This window comes from Streptomyces sp. NPDC060035, assembly GCF_042736635.1.
GTDB lineage: Bacteria > Actinomycetota > Actinomycetes > Streptomycetales > Streptomycetaceae > Streptomyces.
Map to the genome: position 1 here is coordinate 42,065 of NZ_JBHWVO010000031.1, position 20,278 is coordinate 62,342.

The 20,278-nt window shown below is 70.2% G+C and carries 13 protein-coding genes; 2 read left to right on the forward strand and 11 right to left on the reverse strand.

Annotated features, from left to right (window positions below; all coding sequences use genetic code 11):
• Window positions 1-75: 75 nt before the first annotated feature.
• Both rpmA and rplU read right to left on the reverse strand, forming a co-directional pair.
• A complete protein-coding gene (gene rpmA / locus ACFWBQ_RS33180; RefSeq protein ID WP_056785490.1) occupies window positions 76-333 on the reverse strand; it encodes a 50S ribosomal protein L27 in 258 nt (85 codons plus the stop codon).
• A 14-nt stretch (window positions 334-347) separates the two neighbouring features.
• Window positions 348-668: a 50S ribosomal protein L21 gene (gene rplU / locus ACFWBQ_RS33185; RefSeq protein ID WP_018551604.1), complete on the reverse strand. Its 321-nt coding sequence runs from the start codon at window positions 666-668 to the stop codon at window positions 348-350.
• Window positions 669-1,131: 463 nt separating this feature from the next.
• Between rplU and ACFWBQ_RS33190 the strand changes: the two genes are divergently transcribed.
• Window positions 1,132-1,743 (forward strand): acyltransferase, encoded by a 612-nt coding sequence (locus tag ACFWBQ_RS33190; RefSeq protein WP_385505784.1) that lies wholly within the window; start codon window positions 1,132-1,134, stop codon window positions 1,741-1,743.
• A 65-nt stretch (window positions 1,744-1,808) separates the two neighbouring features.
• On the opposite strand, the gene ACFWBQ_RS33195 is transcribed toward ACFWBQ_RS33190, so the two are convergent.
• Window positions 1,809-3,941, reverse strand: coding sequence for a glycosyltransferase (locus tag ACFWBQ_RS33195; protein ID WP_385505786.1), 2,133 nt, complete (start codon window positions 3,939-3,941; stop codon window positions 1,809-1,811).
• Window positions 3,938-5,263 (reverse strand): glycosyl transferase, encoded by a 1,326-nt coding sequence (locus ACFWBQ_RS33200; RefSeq protein ID WP_385505788.1) that lies wholly within the window; start codon window positions 5,261-5,263, stop codon window positions 3,938-3,940. The genes ACFWBQ_RS33195 and ACFWBQ_RS33200 overlap by 4 nt, the downstream gene beginning before the upstream one ends.
• A gap of 241 nt (window positions 5,264-5,504) precedes the next feature.
• Here ACFWBQ_RS33200 and ACFWBQ_RS33205 point away from each other — a divergent pair, with 241 nt between their 5' ends.
• A complete protein-coding gene (locus ACFWBQ_RS33205) occupies window positions 5,505-8,000 on the forward strand; it encodes a glycosyltransferase (RefSeq protein WP_385505790.1) in 2,496 nt (831 codons plus the stop codon).
• A gap of 68 nt (window positions 8,001-8,068) precedes the next feature.
• Here the strand turns inward: ACFWBQ_RS33205 and ACFWBQ_RS33210 are convergent, their stop codons facing one another.
• From ACFWBQ_RS33210 to ACFWBQ_RS33240, 7 genes are all read right to left on the reverse strand, one after another.
• Window positions 8,069-9,352, reverse strand: coding sequence for a nucleotide sugar dehydrogenase (locus tag ACFWBQ_RS33210; RefSeq protein ID WP_385505792.1), 1,284 nt, complete (start codon window positions 9,350-9,352; stop codon window positions 8,069-8,071).
• Window positions 9,349-10,980 carry a glycosyltransferase family 2 protein gene (locus tag ACFWBQ_RS33215; protein WP_385505794.1) on the reverse strand — a complete coding sequence of 544 codons (1,632 nt, stop codon included), beginning with the start codon at window positions 10,978-10,980 and terminating at the stop codon, window positions 9,349-9,351. The genes ACFWBQ_RS33210 and ACFWBQ_RS33215 overlap by 4 nt, the downstream gene beginning before the upstream one ends.
• Window positions 10,964-12,556, reverse strand: a complete 1,593-nt coding sequence (locus ACFWBQ_RS33220; protein WP_385505796.1) for a glycosyltransferase family 4 protein — start codon at window positions 12,554-12,556, stop codon at window positions 10,964-10,966. The genes ACFWBQ_RS33215 and ACFWBQ_RS33220 overlap by 17 nt, the downstream gene beginning before the upstream one ends.
• The gene (locus tag ACFWBQ_RS33225) at window positions 12,546-13,568 is read right to left on the reverse strand and encodes a Gfo/Idh/MocA family protein (protein ID WP_385505797.1); all 1,023 of its coding nucleotides are present in this window, start codon (window positions 13,566-13,568) and stop codon (window positions 12,546-12,548) included. Before ACFWBQ_RS33225 ends, ACFWBQ_RS33220 begins: the two co-directional genes overlap by 11 nt.
• Window positions 13,565-14,683, reverse strand: coding sequence for a DegT/DnrJ/EryC1/StrS family aminotransferase (locus ACFWBQ_RS33230; protein WP_385505799.1), 1,119 nt, complete (start codon window positions 14,681-14,683; stop codon window positions 13,565-13,567). The genes ACFWBQ_RS33225 and ACFWBQ_RS33230 overlap by 4 nt, the downstream gene beginning before the upstream one ends.
• 345 nt (window positions 14,684-15,028) lie before the next feature.
• Window positions 15,029-19,249, reverse strand: coding sequence for a ribonuclease E/G (locus ACFWBQ_RS33235; protein WP_385505802.1), 4,221 nt, complete (start codon window positions 19,247-19,249; stop codon window positions 15,029-15,031).
• Between the two features lie 229 nt (window positions 19,250-19,478).
• A complete protein-coding gene (locus tag ACFWBQ_RS33240; protein WP_385505847.1) occupies window positions 19,479-20,261 on the reverse strand; it encodes a TIGR03936 family radical SAM-associated protein in 783 nt (260 codons plus the stop codon).
• Window positions 20,262-20,278 lie beyond the last annotated feature (17 nt).

Below are 20,278 nucleotides of genomic sequence, written 5' to 3' on the forward strand. Positions count from 1 at the left end.
CCCGCTTCCCCGATTACCGGGAAAGCTGAGATCCGCCCTCGGAAGGTGCTGTGTCGTTCAGCCGCACACCTGAAATCAGGCAGCGACGGGAACGATGTTCACGACCTTGCGGCCACGGTGCGTACCGAACTCCACCGCACCGGCGGTCAGCGCGAACAGCGTGTCGTCGCCGCCACGGCCGACGCCCGTGCCCGGGTGGAAGTGGGTACCGCGCTGGCGGACCAGGATCTCACCGGCGTTCACGGCCTGACCGCCGAAGCGCTTCACGCCGAGCCGCTGGGAATTTGAGTCGCGCCCGTTCCGAGTGGACGATGCGCCCTTCTTATGTGCCATGTCTCCTCAGTCCCTTACTTCGCAGCCGCGGGGATGCCGGTGACCTTGATCGCCGTGTACTGCTGGCGGTGACCCTGGCGACGGCGGTAGCCCGTCTTGTTCTTGTAGCGAAGGATGTCGATCTTCGCGCCCTTGTGGTGGTCCACGATCTCGGCCTGGACCTTGATGCCGTCCAGAACCCAGGGGTCGCTGGTCACGGCGTCGCCGTCGACAACGAGCAGGGTCGAGAGCTCGACCGTGTCGCCAACCTTGGCGGTGGGAATCTTGTCAACCTCAACGATGTCGCCGACAGCAACCTTGTGCTGGCGACCACCGCTGCGCACGATGGCGTACACGCGGATCTCTCTCTCACTCGGAACGGATCCCCCTGAAGCCAGCCGTTCGCGCAGGCCGGGGCCCACGACAGTCCGGAAGGATGAGCGGCCTCTCACGGGGACGGATCCACCGCGAGGGATGTGCTCAGGGGTAGGCGTACGGAAACACGCCGAGGGCCAAGGCTACGGGGCGGGGCGCGGGGGGTCAAACCGGGTCGCTCGCACCCCGGCGCGGCGATCACCCCTCGCCGGCCGCAGCCGGAATGCCTGGCGCGCGATGAGCGGACGCGAGCGCTCCTCGGCTGAGCCACGATTCGTCCAGGCCACCGCCCCGGCGCGGAGCATCAGCCGTGGACGCGTCGCACGTGAGGGCGAGGCGTGACTGGGACTGCCGAGGCCCGGAGCGGATGTGTACCGCCCCCGCAGCGGCCGCGTTCGGGGATCGTATGCTTTCCCCTGATCCGCTCCCCGAAAGGTGCAGCACGTGACCTACAGAGTCCAGCCCACGGCCCAGGTGGACGACCGCGCCGAGATCGGCGACGGCAGCAGTGTCTGGGAGCTCGCTCAAATCCGTGAGGGTGCCAAGCTCGGCGAGGGCTGCGTGGTCGGCCGCGGCGCCTATGTGGGTACTGGTGTGCAGATCGGCAACAACGTCAAGCTGCAGAACTACGCTCTGGTGTACGAGCCGGCCGAGCTCGGCGACGGCGTTTTCGTCGGTCCCGCCGTCGTCCTCACCAACGACCACAATCCGCGCTCCGTGGACCCGGACGGCAAGCAGAAGCGCGGCGGTGACTGGGAAGCCGTGGGCGTGAAGGTCGCCGAGGGAGCTTCACTCGGAGCACGGTCCGTATGTGTCGCGCCGGTACGGATCGGCCGGTGGGCGATGGTTGCCGCGGGTGCCGTGGTGACCAAGGACGTCCCGGACTTCGGTCTGGTCGTGGGCGTACCGGCCCGCCGGATCGGCTGGGTGGGCCGTAGCGGGGTCAAGCTCGTCGAACGGGCGGACGAGCCGGGTGTCTGGGAATGCCCGCAGACGGGCACCCTGCACGACGAACACGACGGTGTGCTCACGGAACGGGAATCTCTGGCGCTCTGACGCACGACGTACGCCGAAGGGCCCTGGCGAGACCGCCGCCAGGGCCCTTCGGCATACGCGGGCGGTCAGTCCCCGAGCAGCAGGCGGTCGAACTGAGGACTGATCACGGACCAGTCCCAGGTCGTGAGCGAGTGCTCCGCCGCAGCCGCTGTCGCCGTGCGCCAGTCGTCCTTCGAAGCCGTCAGCGCGAGGATGCGGTCAGCGGCCTCCTGCGGCGAGGTGACCACCCAGTCTCCCGGGAAGAGCGTCCGTGCGCTGTGCTCCTTCCCGGCGAAGAACGGCCAGTCGCGGACCACAGGGAGTGCCCCGCTGACGGCGCCCTCGACCAAGGCACAGTGGAAGCTCTCACGCACCGAGCTGCTGATGATCACCCCGACGTCGGTGAGTGCGCCGGGGACGTCCTCGGTGCGGCCCAGCAGGCTGACCGCCCCCGTCGGTTCCAGGTCGGCCAGGTCCTTCCGGAGCAGGTCGTCGTAGGCGCGGGCAGCGGCGCTCGCCTTGCGGTCGATGCCATCGCCGATGACGACGAGGCGGTAGCGCGCGTCGTGCTCACGCAGTGCCCGCAGGACGTCGAGGGTCCATCGCGGATCCTTGGCCACGACCCCCACCCCGACCAGTCCCAGCGTGAAGCGGGCCTCGTCGCTCTTCTGCCGCCGGAACCGCTCCAGATACATGGCGTTCGCGATCACGTGCAGCGCGGGGGCTCCCGGCTCCCGCAGCTGCGGAAGGGCGTCGGCCACGAGATCCCGCAGGTGGTCCCCCACGAAGACCATGTCGTCGACCCGGGACATGTCCACCAGGTGCGGCCAGAAGGTGAACGCCTCGTAGCTGTGCAGCCGGACGATGATCCGGGTGGTGCCCGGGTCGACCAGGGTGAACAACGCGGCAGCGTTGGTGCACCAGTCGACGAAGACGGTGTCCGCCCAGTCCAGGTGCGGCCGAAGCGCTTCCTCCACCGCGTCGCCGAAGGCCGGCTGGCCGCCGAGGGCGTACTCCATCATCCGCTGCGCCCCTCGGGCCAGCGGCCGCAGGGTTTCGTCGTCCTTTATGTCGAGGAAGCGGACCTCGACGCCGGGGTGGTCCGCGTACCGCTCACGGATCGGCTGGAGGAAGTTGGCGTTGGAATACGTCGTCACCAGCAGTCGCAGCGGCCGGCCGGCCGGCGCGGGAGCGCTGGGGAGTTCACGCCCACGCGGCGCGGTCATGGCCTTGAACGCACTGCCGGCATGGAACGGGGCCAGGTACCCCTCGGGGTCCGCGGCCAGCGGGGACGTCACGGAGTCGAAGTGGACGGCCCGGGGGAAGGCGAGCGTGAGGGCGGAGGAGAGCGAAGCCGCTGCGCGTTTCGCGTCCCCCCTGGCGTACCTCTGGTCGGCGACCGCGAGCGCCGCTCCATAGGCTGCCCGTCGCAGTTCCGGATCGTCGTGCCCACGTGCGAGGTCGGCCCGGGCGGCCTCGGCGAGCAGGTCCGCACGAAGGACGCGGTCGCCGGTGCGCCGGGCGGCGTCGTTCAACACCATGGTCGCGCCGGCCCGGCGGCCGCCCTTCGCCATGCTCGTGCTGACCCTGCGGGCGAGCTTGGCCCGCAACCGGTCCGGCACCTTCGGGGCCACGACCACGCCGCGCCAGGACTTGGCACCGAGTGCGGTGCGCATGACAGCCGGAGAGGAAGCGCGGCGCAGAGCCACGCCTGCCCCGTGCCGGGCGGCCCGCTTCGTGGAACGAGCGGCAACGACCGGAGACGGCACGATGCGTGCGGCGTCTCGCAGCGCATAGTGCACGGGACGCTCACGGCGGGCCTCGATGGCCTTGAGAGCCGGGGCTATACCGAAGACCGCGTGCGCCCGTCGGTTCAGCTGGGCCAGCCGCCACACCGTGTACACGGCGGCGGCATCCAGTGCCACCAGCACATGGGCCCGTCGGCCCGCGCGGCGCACCTGGCGGTCACGCTCCGCGGATACCCATACCCGCCGCGGCCCGGAGAGCCTGGCGACACGTCTCTCGAACGGACGCCCGCGCTCGGCCGCGGCCTCGGTCAGTGACCGCAGCCCGGCCAGATCGAGATCCGGGTCGACATCGTCCGGGGAGAAGAGCCCAGCCAGTTCGACGGTGGCACCCACCGCCCGGAACTTCTCCAGGGATGCTTTGAGAACCGCCGGTTGCGGCGTCGTTCCGGCGATCAGGAGTACGTGCGTCATACCGAGAGATCCTCCACCTCGTGCGTGCTCGAGGCCGGAGACGTCGGTCCGGATCCCTCGTGTTCCTGATGGGCCGGGTCGACGAGCCCGATGAGGCGGCGCACCGCCGGGCCCATTTGAGCGGATCGCGCGTACTGCGCCGCGTGCTGCCTGGCGGCCGCCCTGTCGGCGTCGCCGGCCTCGACAGCGATCCTCGCCGCACTGGAGTACGCGGCGGCGAGCGCCTCCTCGTCGAAACCACATGCCCCGGTCCACAGCGGGTGCCCGGTCATCACGGTGGTCGCATCGTGTTCCACGGCGTGGGCCGACATCACGGGCAGACCGGTCGCGGCGTACTCGTACACCTTCCCGGAGGTCATGTACTTGCCACCCATGATCATGAGCAGGAGTACGTCCCAGCCGGCGAAGATGTCCGGCACCTCGGCCTTGGGAGCGGGGCCGCCGAAGCTGACCGCCTCCCCCCGGGCCTGGGCCTGCCGGATCATCTCCACGTGCGCGTTGGCTTCGCGGGCGGCGCCGGAGCCGATCTGGCCGCGGATCTCCAGCCGGGAGCGGGCGACGAGGGGATCGCGTTCCCGGGCGATGCGCCAGCCGTCGAGCACGGCCTTGAGGATGCGCGGCGGCGAGGTCACCACACCGAGGTGCCCGAAGGTCAGGCCGGCCTCGGTGTCCGGCGTTCGGGTGGCCGGCGGAACGCTGTCCTCGTCGTAGCCGTTGCGCACCACGTGGATGCGGTCGGCGAGATCGGGGTGGCGTTCGCGGTACCACTCGGCGATCGGGTCGTTCACCAGCCACAGCGACAGTGCATGGCTGAGAACCTTGCGTTCCCACCGGCCGGAGAAGGAGTCGGGGGCAAATGCCTCACCGCCTCCGATCACGTCGACGGACCAGCCGTCGCGGAAGTCGATGGCGTACGGGACACCGTGCGTTTCCCACAGGTGCAGGGCCGCCGCCATGTTCACGTACGGCACACAGGTGGCCAGGACCAGGTCGACGGGCTTCGCCCGGTGGATCTCCTCGACGGCCCGTTCCAGATCGGCTTTCCAGCCGCCGTAGATCGGCTCGGGAAAGTCTTTCATGCCCTTCTTGCGGTACGCGTCGGCCCACTGGGCGGGCCGCAGCGCGCGGTCCTCGGAGAACATCCGGATGTCGGTCTCCAGGTCCTCACGCACCAGGGGAAGCTTCACGATGCGCACGCGCGGGTCGACGCGCTCGGAGAGTGTGTGGTCGAGGCCGAAGTCTCGCTCCCAGGACTCGTCGGCGATCGTGACGACCGTGACGTCCCAGCCCGCGGAGACGAATTGGTTGGCCGTTTCACGCATCCGATAGGCGCAACTCTTCGCGGCGGGAGGAAACCCGATCGCCAGGTAAGTTACGTGCTTGGGAGCAAGGATGTTAGACACCCGAAAACGCTAGCATGGCGGGGCCTTCCCCCCTCCCTCCGCCTGGGTCGCTGTCCAGGCCTGTCCGCCGGCGGCGGCCCGTGGAAAGCTCATCCTCCGTCGGTCGTCGGTCTCTCGACCGGCCTCCCCTGTTACTCGTTCCTGTCCCCGGGAGAGTCTGATGCCGCAGTCCCCACCACCACCCGGTCTGGTCATCCTGGCCGGCCCGGATGTGACCGTCGACTCCCGTACCGGCCGGACGGCTGTCGCCGCGGCACGCGACGGATGGGACGTCACCGTCCTCACTCCCGGTTCGGGCAGGAAGGCGGAGCACACCGCTTTCGGGGAGATCCCTGTGATCGGTGTTCCGGTCGGCACCGCTCTGCTCGACCGTGCGGCACAACAGGCCGAGGGGCACCGGCTGCGTCGGAGGGTGACCCAGTACGGCCTGACCGGCAAGGACGAGCTGAGTCGTTTCCAGGCTGCTCACGCCAGCTGGGTCCGCGGCTCGAGCGCCCGGGCGGTCTCACTCGGCACGCCGGCCCGGCAGGGCTTCAAACTGTGGATACGGATACGACGTGAAGCCCACCGGCTGCGGATCCGCGCCCATCGATGGGAGAACCTCCGCACGCGGAAGGCTGCCGTACCGAGCGGCGACTGGCGGAGCGACTGGCCCTCGCTCCTCGACCAGGACCTGGCTCTGGGAAGTGAGCTGGAGAAGCGACGGCCCCTTCTGATCATGGTCCACGATGTGTCGTTCGTGGCAACCGCTTCACTCAGCGCTGCCCGCCTGAACGCCCAGGGCGTAAAAACCCGGTGGCTCTACGACATAGCCGCGTCGCACGGAGCGGCGGACTCCGCCCCAGGACACCGGGAGAGCGCCTACCGCGCGCTGGAACGTGAGTTCGTCGGCCGCGCGGACGCTCTTACGGCGGCGACGGCGGGGCTCGCCGTCTCTGTCCCCGGTGACGTCCTGGTCGTCCAGGACGCACCGATGACGCCGACGCCGACAGGCGATGAGCCCCTGCCCACCGTGCGGAACCTCTGCGGGCTGCACGGAGCAGGGCCCCTCTGGGTGTACGCCGGTGACTTCCGCGACCATCATCTGGAAACCGCCTTCGCCTCGCTCGCGCAACTGCCGGATCACCATCTGGCACTGGTCGGGGCCGCCGGCGAGGACGAACTGCTCGCGCTCGCCGAGAAATTCGGCGTCCGGGACCGTGTCCACACTCCGCCGCCCGCCGAGCCGGGACTGTCCACCGCCTACCTGGCCTCTGCCGACGTGGGGGTCGAGAGCTGCGGCTGCGCGGCGAACGGCGAGGCCGCGCGCGATCTGCTCATCGCCACCTACGTGCAGGCCGGCCTCCCGTCCCAGAGCATGTGCGGGCAGGCCCCGGACACGTTCGCCAAAGCGGTGGGAGAGGCCGTCGACCCGGCCCGACGGCCGGATCAGCGCGTACGGCAGGAATACACCTGGGAGCACCGGGTGGCGCCGCTGCTGAAGCTGTGCCGGGACCTGGCGGGAAAGGCCGCACCGGCCCCCGCCGGTCCCGAGCACGACCGGCCCGGCCGCCCCGCCCCCGTGCCCGAGAAGGCCTCGGGCGCCTCCAGGCCCCGGCCCACGTGGACGCCGCTGACCAGGCAGACCGGGATCAGGCTCGGTCTCGGCCCCGCGAACTACGCGGGTCAACTGGCCGCGTTCGCCCATGCCGTGTGCCGTGTCCGGCCCGACGTGTCCGCCCAGGTCTTCATGGCCACCTCGCCCGGAACGTTCTCCTACCCCGCGGACGTCTATCTCGACAGCGCGAAGCTGGGCCGGCTGACGGTCATGCTGGAGCAGGCGGAGCGGGTCTTCCGCAATTACACGCACCTGCTCGGTGATGCCTTCCTCCCGGTCCTCGGCCGCCTCAACGGCAGCCACCTGGAGCACGACCTGCCGGCACTGCTGCGGACCAGCATCAAGGTCGCGCTGCTGGCCCACGGGAGCGAGATCCGCCACCCGCTGAACCACATGGAGCGAGTGCCGCACTCCCTTTTCCATGACGCACCCGAAGGCGCGGTGGAGCGGCTGACGAAGGTGGCCGAGCGCAACCGGGCCACGGCTGAGAGGTTCTCGCTGCCGTCCTTCGTCACCACCCCCGATCTGCTGGACGATCTGCCGTCCGCCGCGTGGGCGCCGCTCGTGGTCGACGTGGAGGCGTTCGCCTGCGACCGGCCGGTGATGGAACGGAAACGCCCCGTCGTACTGCACGCACCGTCCAAGCGCTGGACGAAGGGCACCGACCGCGCCCTGCCGGTACTGACGGATCTCCACGACAAGGGGGTCATCGAGTTCAGGCTGGCGGAGCAGGTCGACTGGCCCCGGATGCGGCAGCTGGTCAAGGACGCGGACATCGTCGTCGACCAGTTCGCGATCGGCAGCTACGGGACCTTCGCCTGCGAGGGCATGGCCGCGGGCAAACCGGTCATCGCGTATCTGACCGACACGGTGTCCAAGGCCCTGGGTGAGGAGAACCCCGTGGTCGGCGCCACCCCTGGCACACTGCGCAGCGCCTTGGAAGCGATGCTCGACGACCGGCACGGTACCGCGCTGCTGGGTGAGCGCTCCGCCCGATTCGCGCGCAAGTATCACGACGGCACACGGACCGCCGCCGTGCTGGCGGACTTCTTGCGGTAGCCGGAAAAGGAAAGAGGTAGCAGCCCCGTGCGGGGCCGCTACCTCTTCCACTACCTCGTGCGAGTGTGTCAGCCGCCGATGACGACGCGGCGTACGCCTTCCCACTTGGCCGGGTCCGTCGTACGGCGCCCGTCGACCAGGACGCGGACGTCCGGCAGGTCGGTGGCAGCCAGATCGCGGTACTCGGCGTGGTCGGCCTGGAGGACCGCTGCGGTGACTGCCTGGCCCTGGTGCGGCACGAGGCCGTGGGCGGTCAGCTCGTCGGCCGTGTACATCGGGTCCGAGACGAACGGCACCGCGCCGCGCGCCTTCAGTGCCTCCACGACTCCGAAGACACCGGAGAACGCGGTCTCCTTGACGCCACCGCGGTAGGCGGCGCCCAGCACCAGGACCCCGACCCCGTCCAGGTCGCCGTAGGCGGCGGCCAGCAGGTCCACGGAGTACTCGGGCATCGCGGCGTTGGCCTCACGGGCCGAGCGCACGACGGTGGCCTCCGGGTCGTTCCACAGGTACATCCGCGGGTAGATCGGGATGCAGTGGCCACCGACGGCGATGCCGGGCTGGTGGATGTGGCTGTACGGCTGGCTGTTGCAGGCCTCGATGACCTTCTTGATGTCGATGTCGTTCTTGTCGGCGAACCGGGCGAACTGGTTGGCCAGACCGATGTTGACGTCGCGGTAGGTGGTCTCGGCGAGCTTGGCGAGCTCGGAGGCCTCCGCCGTGCCGAGGTCCCAGACGCCGTTCGGACGCGGCAGGTCCTCGCGGTCGTCGAAGTCGAGCACGGCCTCGTAGAACTCCACACCGCGCTGCGAGGACGCCTCGTCGATGCCGCCCACGAGCTTGGGGTAGCGGCGCAGGTCGGCGAAGACGCGGCCGGTCAGCACCCGCTCCGGGGAGAAGACGAGGTGGAAGTCCACACCCGGGGTCAGGCCGGAGCCCGCGGCGAGCATGGGTGCCCAGCGGGTACGGGTGGTGCCGACGGGCAGCGTGGTCTCGTAGCTGACGAGGGTGCCCGGCTTGAGGCCCGCGGCGATCGCCTTGGTCGCCGAGTCCATCCAGCCGAAGTCGGGGGTCCCCTCCGCGTCCACGAAGAGCGGGACGACGACAACGACGGCGTCGGACGCGGCGACCGCGGCCGTGGTGTCGGTCGTCGCGGAGAGCAGTCCGGCGCCCACGGTCTCCTTGAGCTTGACGTCCAGGTCGTGCTCGCCGGGGAAGGGTTCGGTGGCCGCGTTGACCAGCTCGACGACCTTCTCGTTGACATCCGCGCCAATGACCTTGTGGCCCTTGGCCGCGAACTGCACGGCGAGCGGAAGGCCGATCTTGCCGAGCGCGACTACACAGATGTTCATCGGGTTACTTTCCTCTTCAGCCTGGACAGCATGTGGCGCAGCCGCTTGCCCGCACCGGGTTTGATCTCCCACAGCGGTGCCGTCGTGATCACGAGCCGGCCCTTGGGGTTCTGGTTCGCCGCCACCCTGTACGGGACGGCCTGCCGCCAGCGGCGGGCCAGGGGCAGCGGCTTTCCGCCGGTCTTCACCGGGATCTCGTACGTCGAACCTGCCACGTCCACGTACACCCGGACACCGAGCTTCGACTTCGCCGCGTGGACCGGGATCCGGGCCCGTATCGTCGTCGCCTGGCCGTCATCGGTCACTGTCTGGCTGAACTCTCCCTCAGGAGCTGAGAGTTCATGGCCGGACGGCAGACGGCGCGCGCCGGGCTTGTCCGCGCTCTTGGGCATGGCCCCCTTCGCCAGGCGCACGGTCAGGGAGCCGGTGTCGCCGAGGACACCGGTGCGGGCCGTGAGCACGAGAGCCAGGTGGTCGCCGGTCTGGTCCCATTCGGCGGCGAGGAGCTCCGTGCCCTGCGCCAGCCGTCCGGGCACGGCCTCGCCGACCAGCTCATAGACCCGGTCGGGAAGGCCGAGGGCCTCGTCGCGGAAACCGGGATACAGAGCGAAGGCCCGGCCGTCCTCGAGGCGGAAGGGCGGAGCACCGTGCTCGGCCTCGTCCTCGATGGCTCGGATCAGCTCGTCCACGGCGCCGGCCTGCGCGAGACAGATCCGCACCCGCCGCTTGACGTCCAGGGAATCCCGGAGCCCGTCGGTGAGGTAATCCTCGGCGAGGACGGCGATCCCCGCGCAGACCTCTCGCCGGGTCTCGGCGTCCAGTGCGGGAAAGTCGCCCTGGACGAGCTTGGCGAGCTCCCACGTGAAGTGCCGCTTGAAGAGCGCGTCCCGGTCGGGACCCGCTGCCACGAGCGAGGCCGTGTGCCGCATGATCGCGGCCGTGCACCGCAGCCTGGACAGGTGATCGGCCCGGTAGGTGATGTTGCTCGCGTCGCCGCGTTTCACGGCGTAGTAGAACGTGTAGTCCGAGAGAACCGAAATCTTCCGGGCTCGGACGCACGCCTCTATCGTGAAGGGCTGATCGGATCCGACCGGAAGATCTTCGGGGAAGCGCAATGAGTGTTTGTCGACCAGCTCACGCCTGAACAGCTTGGTGTTGGCCAGGGTGAACGGCAACGCCGAATCGTAGAGACTGACGTCCGGGTCGTCCTTCTTGTAGAGCGCCTGGTGTACGTAGCGCCCGTTGGTCCCCACCATTTTTCCGACCACGATGTCGGATCCGTGCTCGTCGGCATAGGAGACCATTCGCTCCAGGGCTTCCTCGCCCAGGTAGTCGTCCGAACCTATGAAGTAGACGAAACGCCCGGTAGCCACGTCCAGCGCACGGTTGCTCGGAGCGGCGGGCCCACCCGAATTCTCCTGATGGATCACCTTCACCGTGTCCGGGTACTCGGCCGCGAAGCGATCGAGTTCAAGGCCACTGTCGTCTGTCGATCCGTCATCCACCGCAACGATCTCCAGGCGTTCCTTACCGATGCTCTGCCCCACAAGGGAGTTCAGGCATTCAGTGAGGTACGGCATGGTGTTGTAGACGGCAACGACGACGCTGACGTCAGGGGTTACGGCCATCCCCTGCTCCTCGCATCAGTCGGGTGTAAACCTCGTCAAGAACCTTGGCCTGGGCTTCCCAGGTCCACTCGTCCAGCCTGCCCTCGACCTCGTAGGCGGCTGTGTACCGCTTGGGGTCGGACAGCACGGCCCGGACGGCTCGTACGTAATCGGTGACGTCCTCTGCCCGGAAGACTTCGCCCTGGCCCGTCTCCCGGGTCACCTCAGCCATGGTCTTCACGTCGCTGACGACCAACGGCAGCCTGGCGTGCGAGTACTCGAAGAACTTGGTGATCAGGGCGATCTCGTGGTTCGGCCAGTGGTGGATCGGAATGATCCCGACGTCTGCGGTCGACAGGAAGGGAACAACCTGCCAGTGCGGTACGTAAGGCAGGCAGTGCACCCGGTCCTGGACACCCAGCGCCTCGGCCCGGCGCATCAGTTCCTTGATGTACGGGAGTTCGGGACTGCTTGCCACGAACACCGCATGGGCCTCGGCAAGCTCGGTCAGCCCCTCGACCATGATGCCGAGGCCGCGCTGACGTGCGGCGAGGCCGCTGTACACGAGCAGGGGGACATCCGGTCCGATGCCGCACAGGGCCCGCAGATCCGGTACCGGCTCGTCCGTGAACCGCGACGTGGCCTCCGCATCGGGCGCGTTCAGCACGACGGCAGGGCGCTCCGGCAGATGATGGGTTTCCTGCAGGAGGTCGGCCAGGCCGCCGGACACGGTGAGTACGGCGTCGGCGTACTTGGCGTGCTCCCGCTCGTACGCCACCATCGCGGGGAGCTTCCGCTCGTTCGCCCAGGAGCGCACGCCGGGCAGGAACTCGTGGGCGTCCCAGACGAGCGAGACCTTACGGCCCGCGGCACGGGCCCGAAGCGTGGCCCGGGCGCCGACGCCCAGCATCCGGAAATCGTTGGCGTGGATGATGTCCGGCCGCAGTTCGTCGATGACGGGCCCGTAGGACAGCTCGAAGTCCCAGACACCCGGATCGAGCCGACGCCAGGCACGGTCGCCCATCGTGGCCAGCCAGAAAGCGGTGGTCGCCCTGTCGAGGACGGCAGCACGGGTCCGCCGGATGTCGCGCAGCTTCCTGGTCTGACGGTTGCGCAGCTTCACCCAACGGGTGGTGGCCTTCGCCGCCCCCCGGGGCACCGCGAGCCACGCCCGCCCGCCCGCGGGTCCGAGCGCGGACCGGCCGTCGCCGGTCTTCAGCGCGGCACCACGGACACGAAGATCCGCGCGCCAGGCCTTGACCTGCTGTGTGCGGAACTCGGCAATCCGTTCCGAGGAGTAGGCGAGCGGGCGCCGCAGCGGCGCCCCACGCAGATCCCTCGGGCGAATCGACATCTTCGCCTTCATCTCTATGAGGCGGACCTCCGCCTCACCGATCCGCCAGCTCGTCTCTTCTTCCTTGCCGGAGAACTTTCCCAGCAGGATGACGTCCCAGCCGGCCTCGGCCGCGGAGCTCGCTTGCTTCTGCACTCGGGAATCGCCGTGCACGCCGTTGTCGACGAGCATGACGATCCGCCCCCGCGAACCCTTCGTGGTCCGCGAGGCGCTGTCTGCGTAATCAGGGTTGTCAGGTGCCATTTTCCGTCCGGTCCTGAGCCGCGAGGGCGACGGTCGTGCCGCTCACGGCCGACTCGAGTACCGCGGCCGCCACCTCGACAGTCCGCAGGCCCTGCCTCAGGGTGCAGATATCGGCCGCCGTGCCCAGCACAGCGTCCCTGAAGAGCTCGTGCTCGACAAGCAACGGCTCGCGCTTCGGGATCGCGTAACGGATCATGTCACCCTCGGAGACACCGCGGAACGCGCGCAGCGCCTCCCACTCGGTGGTCACCGCGGCGTTCGAGTGGAACGTGAGGTCGGCGGTGAGGGTGTCGGCGATGTAGCAGCCGCGCTCGCCGGTGACCGAGGTGAAGCGCTCCTTGAGCGGGCTCAGCCAGTTGACCAGGTGGTTGACCATGGTGCCGTCGGAGAGCTGGCCCACGGCGGAGACCATGTCCTCGTGCGGGCGCCCGGACTTCGACACGGTGTGGGCCGCGATCGACGTGTACGTCTGGCCGGTCACCCAGCCGGTCAGGTCGATGTCGTGCGTCGCGAGGTCCTTGACCACGCCGACGTCCGCGATCCGGTGCGGGAACGGACCCTGACGGCGGGTGACGACCTGGAAGACGTCGCCGAGCTCGCCGGCCTCCAGCCGGCTGCGCAGCGAGCGCAGGGCCGGGTTGCAGCGCTCGATGTGGCCGACTCCGGCCACCAGGTTGCGCGACTCGAAGGCCTCGACGAGGCGGCGGGCGCCCTCGACGGTGTCGGCCAGCGGCTTCTCGATCAGGGCGCAGACACCGGCGTCGGCCAGCTGGAGGCCGACGGTCTCGTGCAGCGCGGTCGGGCAGGCCACGACCGCGTAGTCGACACCGAGGGCGATGAGCTCCTCGACGGTCGACAGGACGGGGGCGCCCTGCGCCCAGCCGTTCTTGTCGCCCATCGGGTCGACGACGCCGACCAGGGTCACGCCGTCGAGTCCGGCCAGCACACGTGCGTGGTGGCGCCCCATGGAACCCAGGCCGATGAGCCCGGCCCTCAGTACGGCGGCGGTCACAGGTTCTCCCCCAGTGCGTTCACGGCGGCCGCGATGCGCTCCAGCTCACCCTCGCTGAGCGACGGGTGGACGGGCAGCGAGACGACCTCGGCGGCCGCCCGCTCGGTCTCGGGCAGGTCCCAGGTACGGCCGGCCTTCTGGTCCGGCTCCCAGTAGGGCTTGAGCCGGTGGATCGGGGTCGGGTAGTAGACGGCGTTGCCGATGCCCGCCTCGGTGAGCTTCGCCATGGCGGCGTCGCGGTCGCCCTGCACCCGGATCGTGTACTGGTGGTAGACGTGGCGGGCGCCCTCGGCGACCGGCGGCGTCGTCACGTTCGGCGCGGTGATGTGCGCGTCGAGGTAGGCGGCGTTGGAGCGACGCTGCTCGGTCCAGCCACCGACCTTGGTCAGCTGTACGCGGCCGACGGCTGCGGACACGTCCGTCATGCGCATGTTGGCGCCGACGATCTCGTTGGCGTAGCGCTGCTCCATGCCCTGGTTGCGCAGGAGGCGCAGGGTGCGGGCGAGCTCGGCGTCGGCCGTGGTGACCATGCCGCCCTCGAGGGCGTGCATGTTCTTCGTCGGGTAGAAGCTGAACGTTCCGCCCTCGCCGAACGCGCCGACCGGGGTGCCGTTCAGTGCCGCGGCGTGTGCCTGGCAGGCGTCCTCGACCACGGCGAGTTTGTGCTTGTCGGCAATGGGCATGAGCTTGTCCATGGCCGCCGGGTGACCGTAGAGGTGCACCGGCATGATCGCGGCGGTGCGCGGCGTGATGGCCGCCTCGACCGCGGCGGGGTCCAGACCGTAGCTGCCGGGCTCGATGTCGGCGAAGACGACATCGGCACCGACGAGGCGGACCGCGTTGGCGGAGGCCGCGAAGGAGAAGGAGGGGACGATCACCTCGTCGCCCGGACCGATACCAAGGGCAAGCAGCAGAAGTTGCAGCGCGGAGGTACCGGAGTTGACGGCGACGCAGTGCCGTCCGTCGACCAGCTCGGAGAAGCCCTCTTCGAAAGCGGCGACCTCCGGACCCTGTACGACGCGGCCACTGCGCAGCACGCGTACCGCGGCCTCGATCTCTTCTTCACCGATGACAGGGCGGGCAGCAGGAATCGGCTGCTCGTTGATGCTCGTCATGGACGTCCTCCTTGAACACCGCAAGAGCTCTTTACAGGCAGAGGACTGGGGTGCGGGACGTCTCACGAGGCCGCGCATAACCCCACCGGCACAATGCCGACGCCCTACCGAGGAATCTGGGCCCAGTCTGTCCTGAACCGGGTCGGTCACCGACCGTAGTTCTGTGAGAGAACCTGACAGGCCGACGACCGCCGTCACATTATCAGGGATTTCTCAGGCGATTTCGGGCCCGTTAACCGCCAAGTGCATCAGTTCTGAAACAAAGCAGGTGTCCCGCCCCGAAGGCTTCGGGGCGGGACACGGATCGGTGAACAACCGGTTACGAAATGCTCAGCCGATCGCTGATCAGGACGGGTCGGCCGGTGCAGAAGCGGTCACGGACTGCGATGACTGCTCGGCGGCGACGGTCTTCTTGGCCGTTGCCTTCTTCGCAGTCGTCTTCTTCTCAGCGGTCTTCTTCGCGACCGTCTTCTTCGCGACCGTCTTGGTGGCCGCCTTCTTGGCCGTCGCCTTCTTGGCGGTCTTGCGAGCCGTCTTCTTGGCCGGGGCTTCCGCTTCCGTGCCGGACTCGTCCTCCGCCGGGGCGTCGGACGGGGTGGCCGGCTCGGTCACGGGGCTGCCCGTGACCACGACGACCGCCGCATCCTCCGCACCGGTCGGCGAACCTGCCGGAGCGGTGACCTTGCGGGTCGCCCGGCGGCGGGCACGCGGCGGGGCGGCCGGAGCGGACACCTCGTCAGCTGCCGGAGCCTCGGGAGCCGGCGCCTCGGCCGCGGGGGCCTCGACGACCGGGTCCTCGACCGCGACGGGTTCCGCCGCGGGCTGGGCCGGCTGGACCGGCTGCGCGACATCGGCCGACTTGGGCGAACCGGCCGGAGAGGTCGCCTTCCGGGTGGCCCTGCGGCGCGTACGCCCCGCGGGTGCGGGCTCGGCCTCGGCCTCGGGGGCCGGGACGGCCACCGGGGTCTCGGCGACCGGCTCGGCCTGCGGCTCCGCCTCGGCGGCCGGGGCCTGCTCGGCCACCGGTGCAGGGGCTGCGGCGGCCTGCGGCGCGCCGGCCGGAGCCGACACCTTGCGGGTCGCACGCCGACGGCCACGGCCGCGCGTCGCTGCTGCCTCGGCCTCGGCCGGGCTGCTGTAGAGCTCCTCGTCCGCGACGAACTCCGGCTCGGGCAGCGCCACCGGGGCGGCGACCTCGGCCGCCACCTCGGCCTCACTCTCGACCGCGTGCTCGTCGTACTCGTGGTCCTGGACGTGCTGGTCGTGGTCGTGGTCGTGGTCCTGGCCTGCGCCACCGCGTCCGCGCTTCTTGGAGCGCTTGCCGCCACCACCGCCGCCACCTGCGGACGTCGGCTGCTCCATGTGCACGATCACGCCGCGGCCGTTGCAGTGGACACAGGTCTCGGAGAAGGACTCCAGCAGACCCTGGCCCACCCGCTTGCGCGTCATCTGGACCAGGCCCAGCGATGTGACCTCGGCGACCTGGTGCTTCGTACGGTCCCTGCCCAGGCACTCCAGCAGACGCCGCAGCACCAGATCCCGGTTGGACTCCAGCACCATGTCGATGAAGTCGACGACGACGATGCCACCGAGGTCGCGCAGCCGCAGCTGGCGCACGATCTCCTCGGCCGCCTCCAGGTTGTTCTTGGTGACGGTTTCCTCGAGGTTGCCGCCCTGCCCGGTGAACTTGCCGGTGTTGACGTCGACGACGACCATCGCCTCGGTCTTGTCGATCACGAGCGAACCGCCGCTCGGAAGGTAGACCTTCCGGTCCAGCGCCTTCATCAGCTGCTCGTCGATCCGGTACGTCGCGAAGACGTCGACCTCGGAGGTCCAGCGCGACAGACGGTCGTTGAGGTCCGGTGCCACGTGCGAGACGTAGCCGTGGATCGTCTCCCAGGCGTCGTCACCGCTGACGATGACCTTCGAGAAGTCCTCGTTGAAGATGTCGCGGACGACCCGGACGGTCATGTCCGGCTCGCCGTAGAGAAGCGTCGGGGCGTTGGTGCTCCCGCTGCTCTTCGACTTCTTCTGGATCTCTTCCCACTGGCCCTGCAGCCGCTCGACATCGCGGCGCAGTTCGTCCTCGCTCGCGCCCTCGGCCGCGGTGCGCACGATGACGCCCGCGTCCTCGGGAACGATCTTCTTGAGGATGGTCTTCAGCCGGGCCCGCTCGGTGTCGGGCAGCTTGCGGCTGATGCCGGTCATGGAGCCCTCGGGCACATAGACCAGGTAGCGGCCGGGGAGCGAGACCTGGCTGGTCAGGCGGGCGCCCTTGTGGCCGATCGGGTCCTTGGTGACCTGTACGAGGACCGACTGGCCGGACTTCAGAGCGGTCTCGATACGGCGCGGCCCGTGGGCCATGCCGAGCGCCTCGAAGTTGACCTCACCGGCGTACAGGACCGCGTTGCGGCCCTTGCCGATGTCGACGAACGCGGCCTCCATGGACGGCAGTACGTTCTGCACCTTGCCCAGGTAGACGTTGCCGACGTAGCTGGTGGCCTGCTCCTTGTTGACGTAGTGCTCGACGAGCACGTTGTCCTCGAGGACGCCGATCTGGGTGCGCTCGCCGCTCTGGCGGACGACCATCACCCGCTCGACGGCCTCGCGGCGCGCCAGGAACTCGGCCTCGGTGATGATCGGGACGCGGCGGCGGCCCTGCTCACGGCCTTCGCGGCGACGCTGCTTCTTGGCCTCCATACGGGTCGAGCCCTTGATGGACTGGACCTCGTCGAAGCCGGTGCCGGGCTCGCGCTCGGCTTCCTTCCTGCGCGGCTCGCGGACCTTGACGACCGTACGCTCCGGGTCGTCCTGGCCCGTGGCGCCGTCCTCGCCCGAGGCGTCCCCGCTGCGGCGGCGACGACGGCGACGGCGACGGCTGCTGCTGGATCCGGCCGCCGAGGACTCGTCGTCCTCGTCGTTGTCCTCGTCCTGCTCCTGCTCGTCCTCGGAGGCTTCGTCGTGCTGATCGGCGTCGTCCGCGTCGTTGGTCTCACCGCGACGGCGACGGCGGCCACCACGACGGCGACGGCGCGAGGGGCGGTCGCCGTACTCGTCCGAGTCGTCCTCGTGCTCGGCTTCCGCCTCGGGCTCGGCCTCGTGTTCGTCCTCGACGGGCTCCTCCACCGGGAGGGTGACGGGCGTCGCGGCCGGCTCGGTCTCCACGGCCTCACCGCGACGGCGGCGACGACGGCGCGAACCGCCCTGCGGCGCGGCCTCGGCGGCCTGCGCGGGTGCGGCGGTCTCGGGCTCGGGCTCGGCGGCCTGTGCGGGTGCGGTCCTGCGCGGCGCCCGCTCCGGAGCCTTCTGCTCCTCGAACTCGTCGTTCTCCTCGTACTGCGACCCGGAACCGGCGGCAGCCGCTGCGGCAGCCGCGGTCTCCGGGGTCTGGAACATCGGCTCGGCGAAGACCGGCGCCTGGAAGACGGCGACGGCGGGGCGCGTCGCGCGACGGCCCTTGCGTACCGGCTCCTCGACCTTGCCGGTGAACTCCGGCCTGCCTGCGGCGGCGGTGGCCCGGCGGCGCTGACGGCCTCGCGGTGCGGCTTCCTCGACCTCTTCGGTCTCGGCGGCGAGCTCCTCGGCGACAGCCGCGGGAAGGCTCTCACCGGTCTCGGCGGCGGCCTGTTCGGCAGCCTCCTCGGTCGGCTGCGGGGCACCCGCCGGAGCGGTCGCCTTGCGCGTGGCACGACGACGGCCACGCGGGGCCTCGGCCACAGGCGCCTCGGCAACCTCTGCGACCGGCTCAGCAACCTCCGCGACCGGCTCGGCCACGGTCACGGCCTCGGCCGGAACCTCGGTGACCTGCGCGCCCTGCGGCGCACCGGCCGGAGCCGACGCACGGCGCCGGGCACGGCCGCGAGGCGCGGCAGCGGGCTCGGGGGTCTCACTGGCCTCAGCGGCGGCAGCGGGCTCGGCGGCCTCGACCGGCTCGGCCACGACGATGTCCTCCGCGGCGGCTTCGGCGGTCTGCGGGGCACCCGCCGGAGCGGTCGCCTTACGCGTGGCACGACGACGGCCACGCGGGGCCTCCGCCACAGGCGCCTCGGCAACCTCTGCGGCCGGCTCAGCAACCTCCGCGACCGGCTCGGCCACGACCTCTGCGGTCTGCGGTGCACCCGCGGGAGCGGTCGCCTTGCGGACCGCGCGACGGCGCGCACGTGCCGGAGGCGCAGCCTCGACGGTGCCGCCCGTCTCAGCAGCCGCAGGGACCTCGGCAGTCTCGGCCGGGGTCTCCGCGGGTGCCGCGGCGACGGGCTCCACGACCTCGGGAGTCTGCGGCGCACCCGCGGGAGCGGTCGCCTTGCGCACCGCGCGACGGCGCGTACGTGCCGGGGCCGCCGCTTCGGCGGTCTCAGTCGTCCCGGTGCCGGTTGTCCCGGCCACCGCGGCGTCCTCGGCCGGTATGGCCGGCGTGGCGTCCTCGGCGGCGGCCGCACCCGGCGCACCCGACGGCGGGCCGGCGGGGCGGGAGGCTGCGCGGCGCCTGCGGCGCGGCGGCAGCTTGTCCCCGGGGGTGTTGTCTTCGGTGTTCCCGGCGGTACCGGGTTCGATCGGCTCAAGCATGCGGGCGGTTCTCCCGTCACGCTCCCGGGCGCCACGCCTGATTCCGGTCCGGCACGGTTCACGTGATTGCGCGATACCGCCGTCCGGGGCGCGGGCGCCGCACGGGAGCTGATGTCTGGCTCGCCGGTTCCGTACGCGATTACGCACGGCCTGGCGAAAGTCTTATGGGGCGGTGCGCGGCCCGACCCAGGTGGCTCCCGAGTCCAAGGGCTGCGCTACAACGACCGCCTTACGCGGAACCTGCACCTTCCGGCGCCGTCGCGACGGCGGGCCGGTCGGCCGTCACAAGAACGGCCGGGGCTGCCTCGCGGTCAGGCGCGAGCGGGTCGGTCACCGTGCCGGACTCCTCGTCGAAGAGCCCCTGCGCCAGCCTGGTCACCGCTGCGGGGACCGGCGGCGCCAGGTCGGCCACAGCTCGGAGACCGGACAGGACGTCGTCGGGTCGCACGGCAGGTGTCACGTGCCGAACAACCAGCCGCAGTATCGCACAGGGCCTGTCCCCGGACCTATCAGGCTCTGGATCAAGAGCCTGCAGATCGACGACAGCCGCACGGGCGTCGAAGGTCCGCATCCCGTTCTTCGCACGCCGCTGGACTTCCACTGCCTCGGCGGCCAGGAACGCGGCAACGGCCTTCCGGGCGTCCTCGACGGCGACTCCGTCCAGCCGCATCTCCCACACGGAGGCGGTGAGCCGGTCGGCGAGGCCCGAGGTGTGGGCCTCCACCGCGTCGATGATGTCGAGACCGTCCGGCATCGACGCGTTGAGCAGATCGCGCAGTGTTCCCGGGTCCCGCGCCTCGGTGAGGGCGATCTCCAAGAACTCGGCCTCGCTGCCCGTACCCGTGGGGGCGGCGTTGGCGTACGACACCTTCGGGTGCGGGGTGAAGCCCGCCGAGTAGGCCATGGGCACCTCGGAGCGGCGCAGTGCCCGTTCGAAGGCGCGCTGGAAATCTCGGTGGCTGGTGAACCGGAGGCGGCCCCGCTTGGTGTAGCGCAGTCGGATGCGCTGCACCGCCGGTGCGGGCGGCG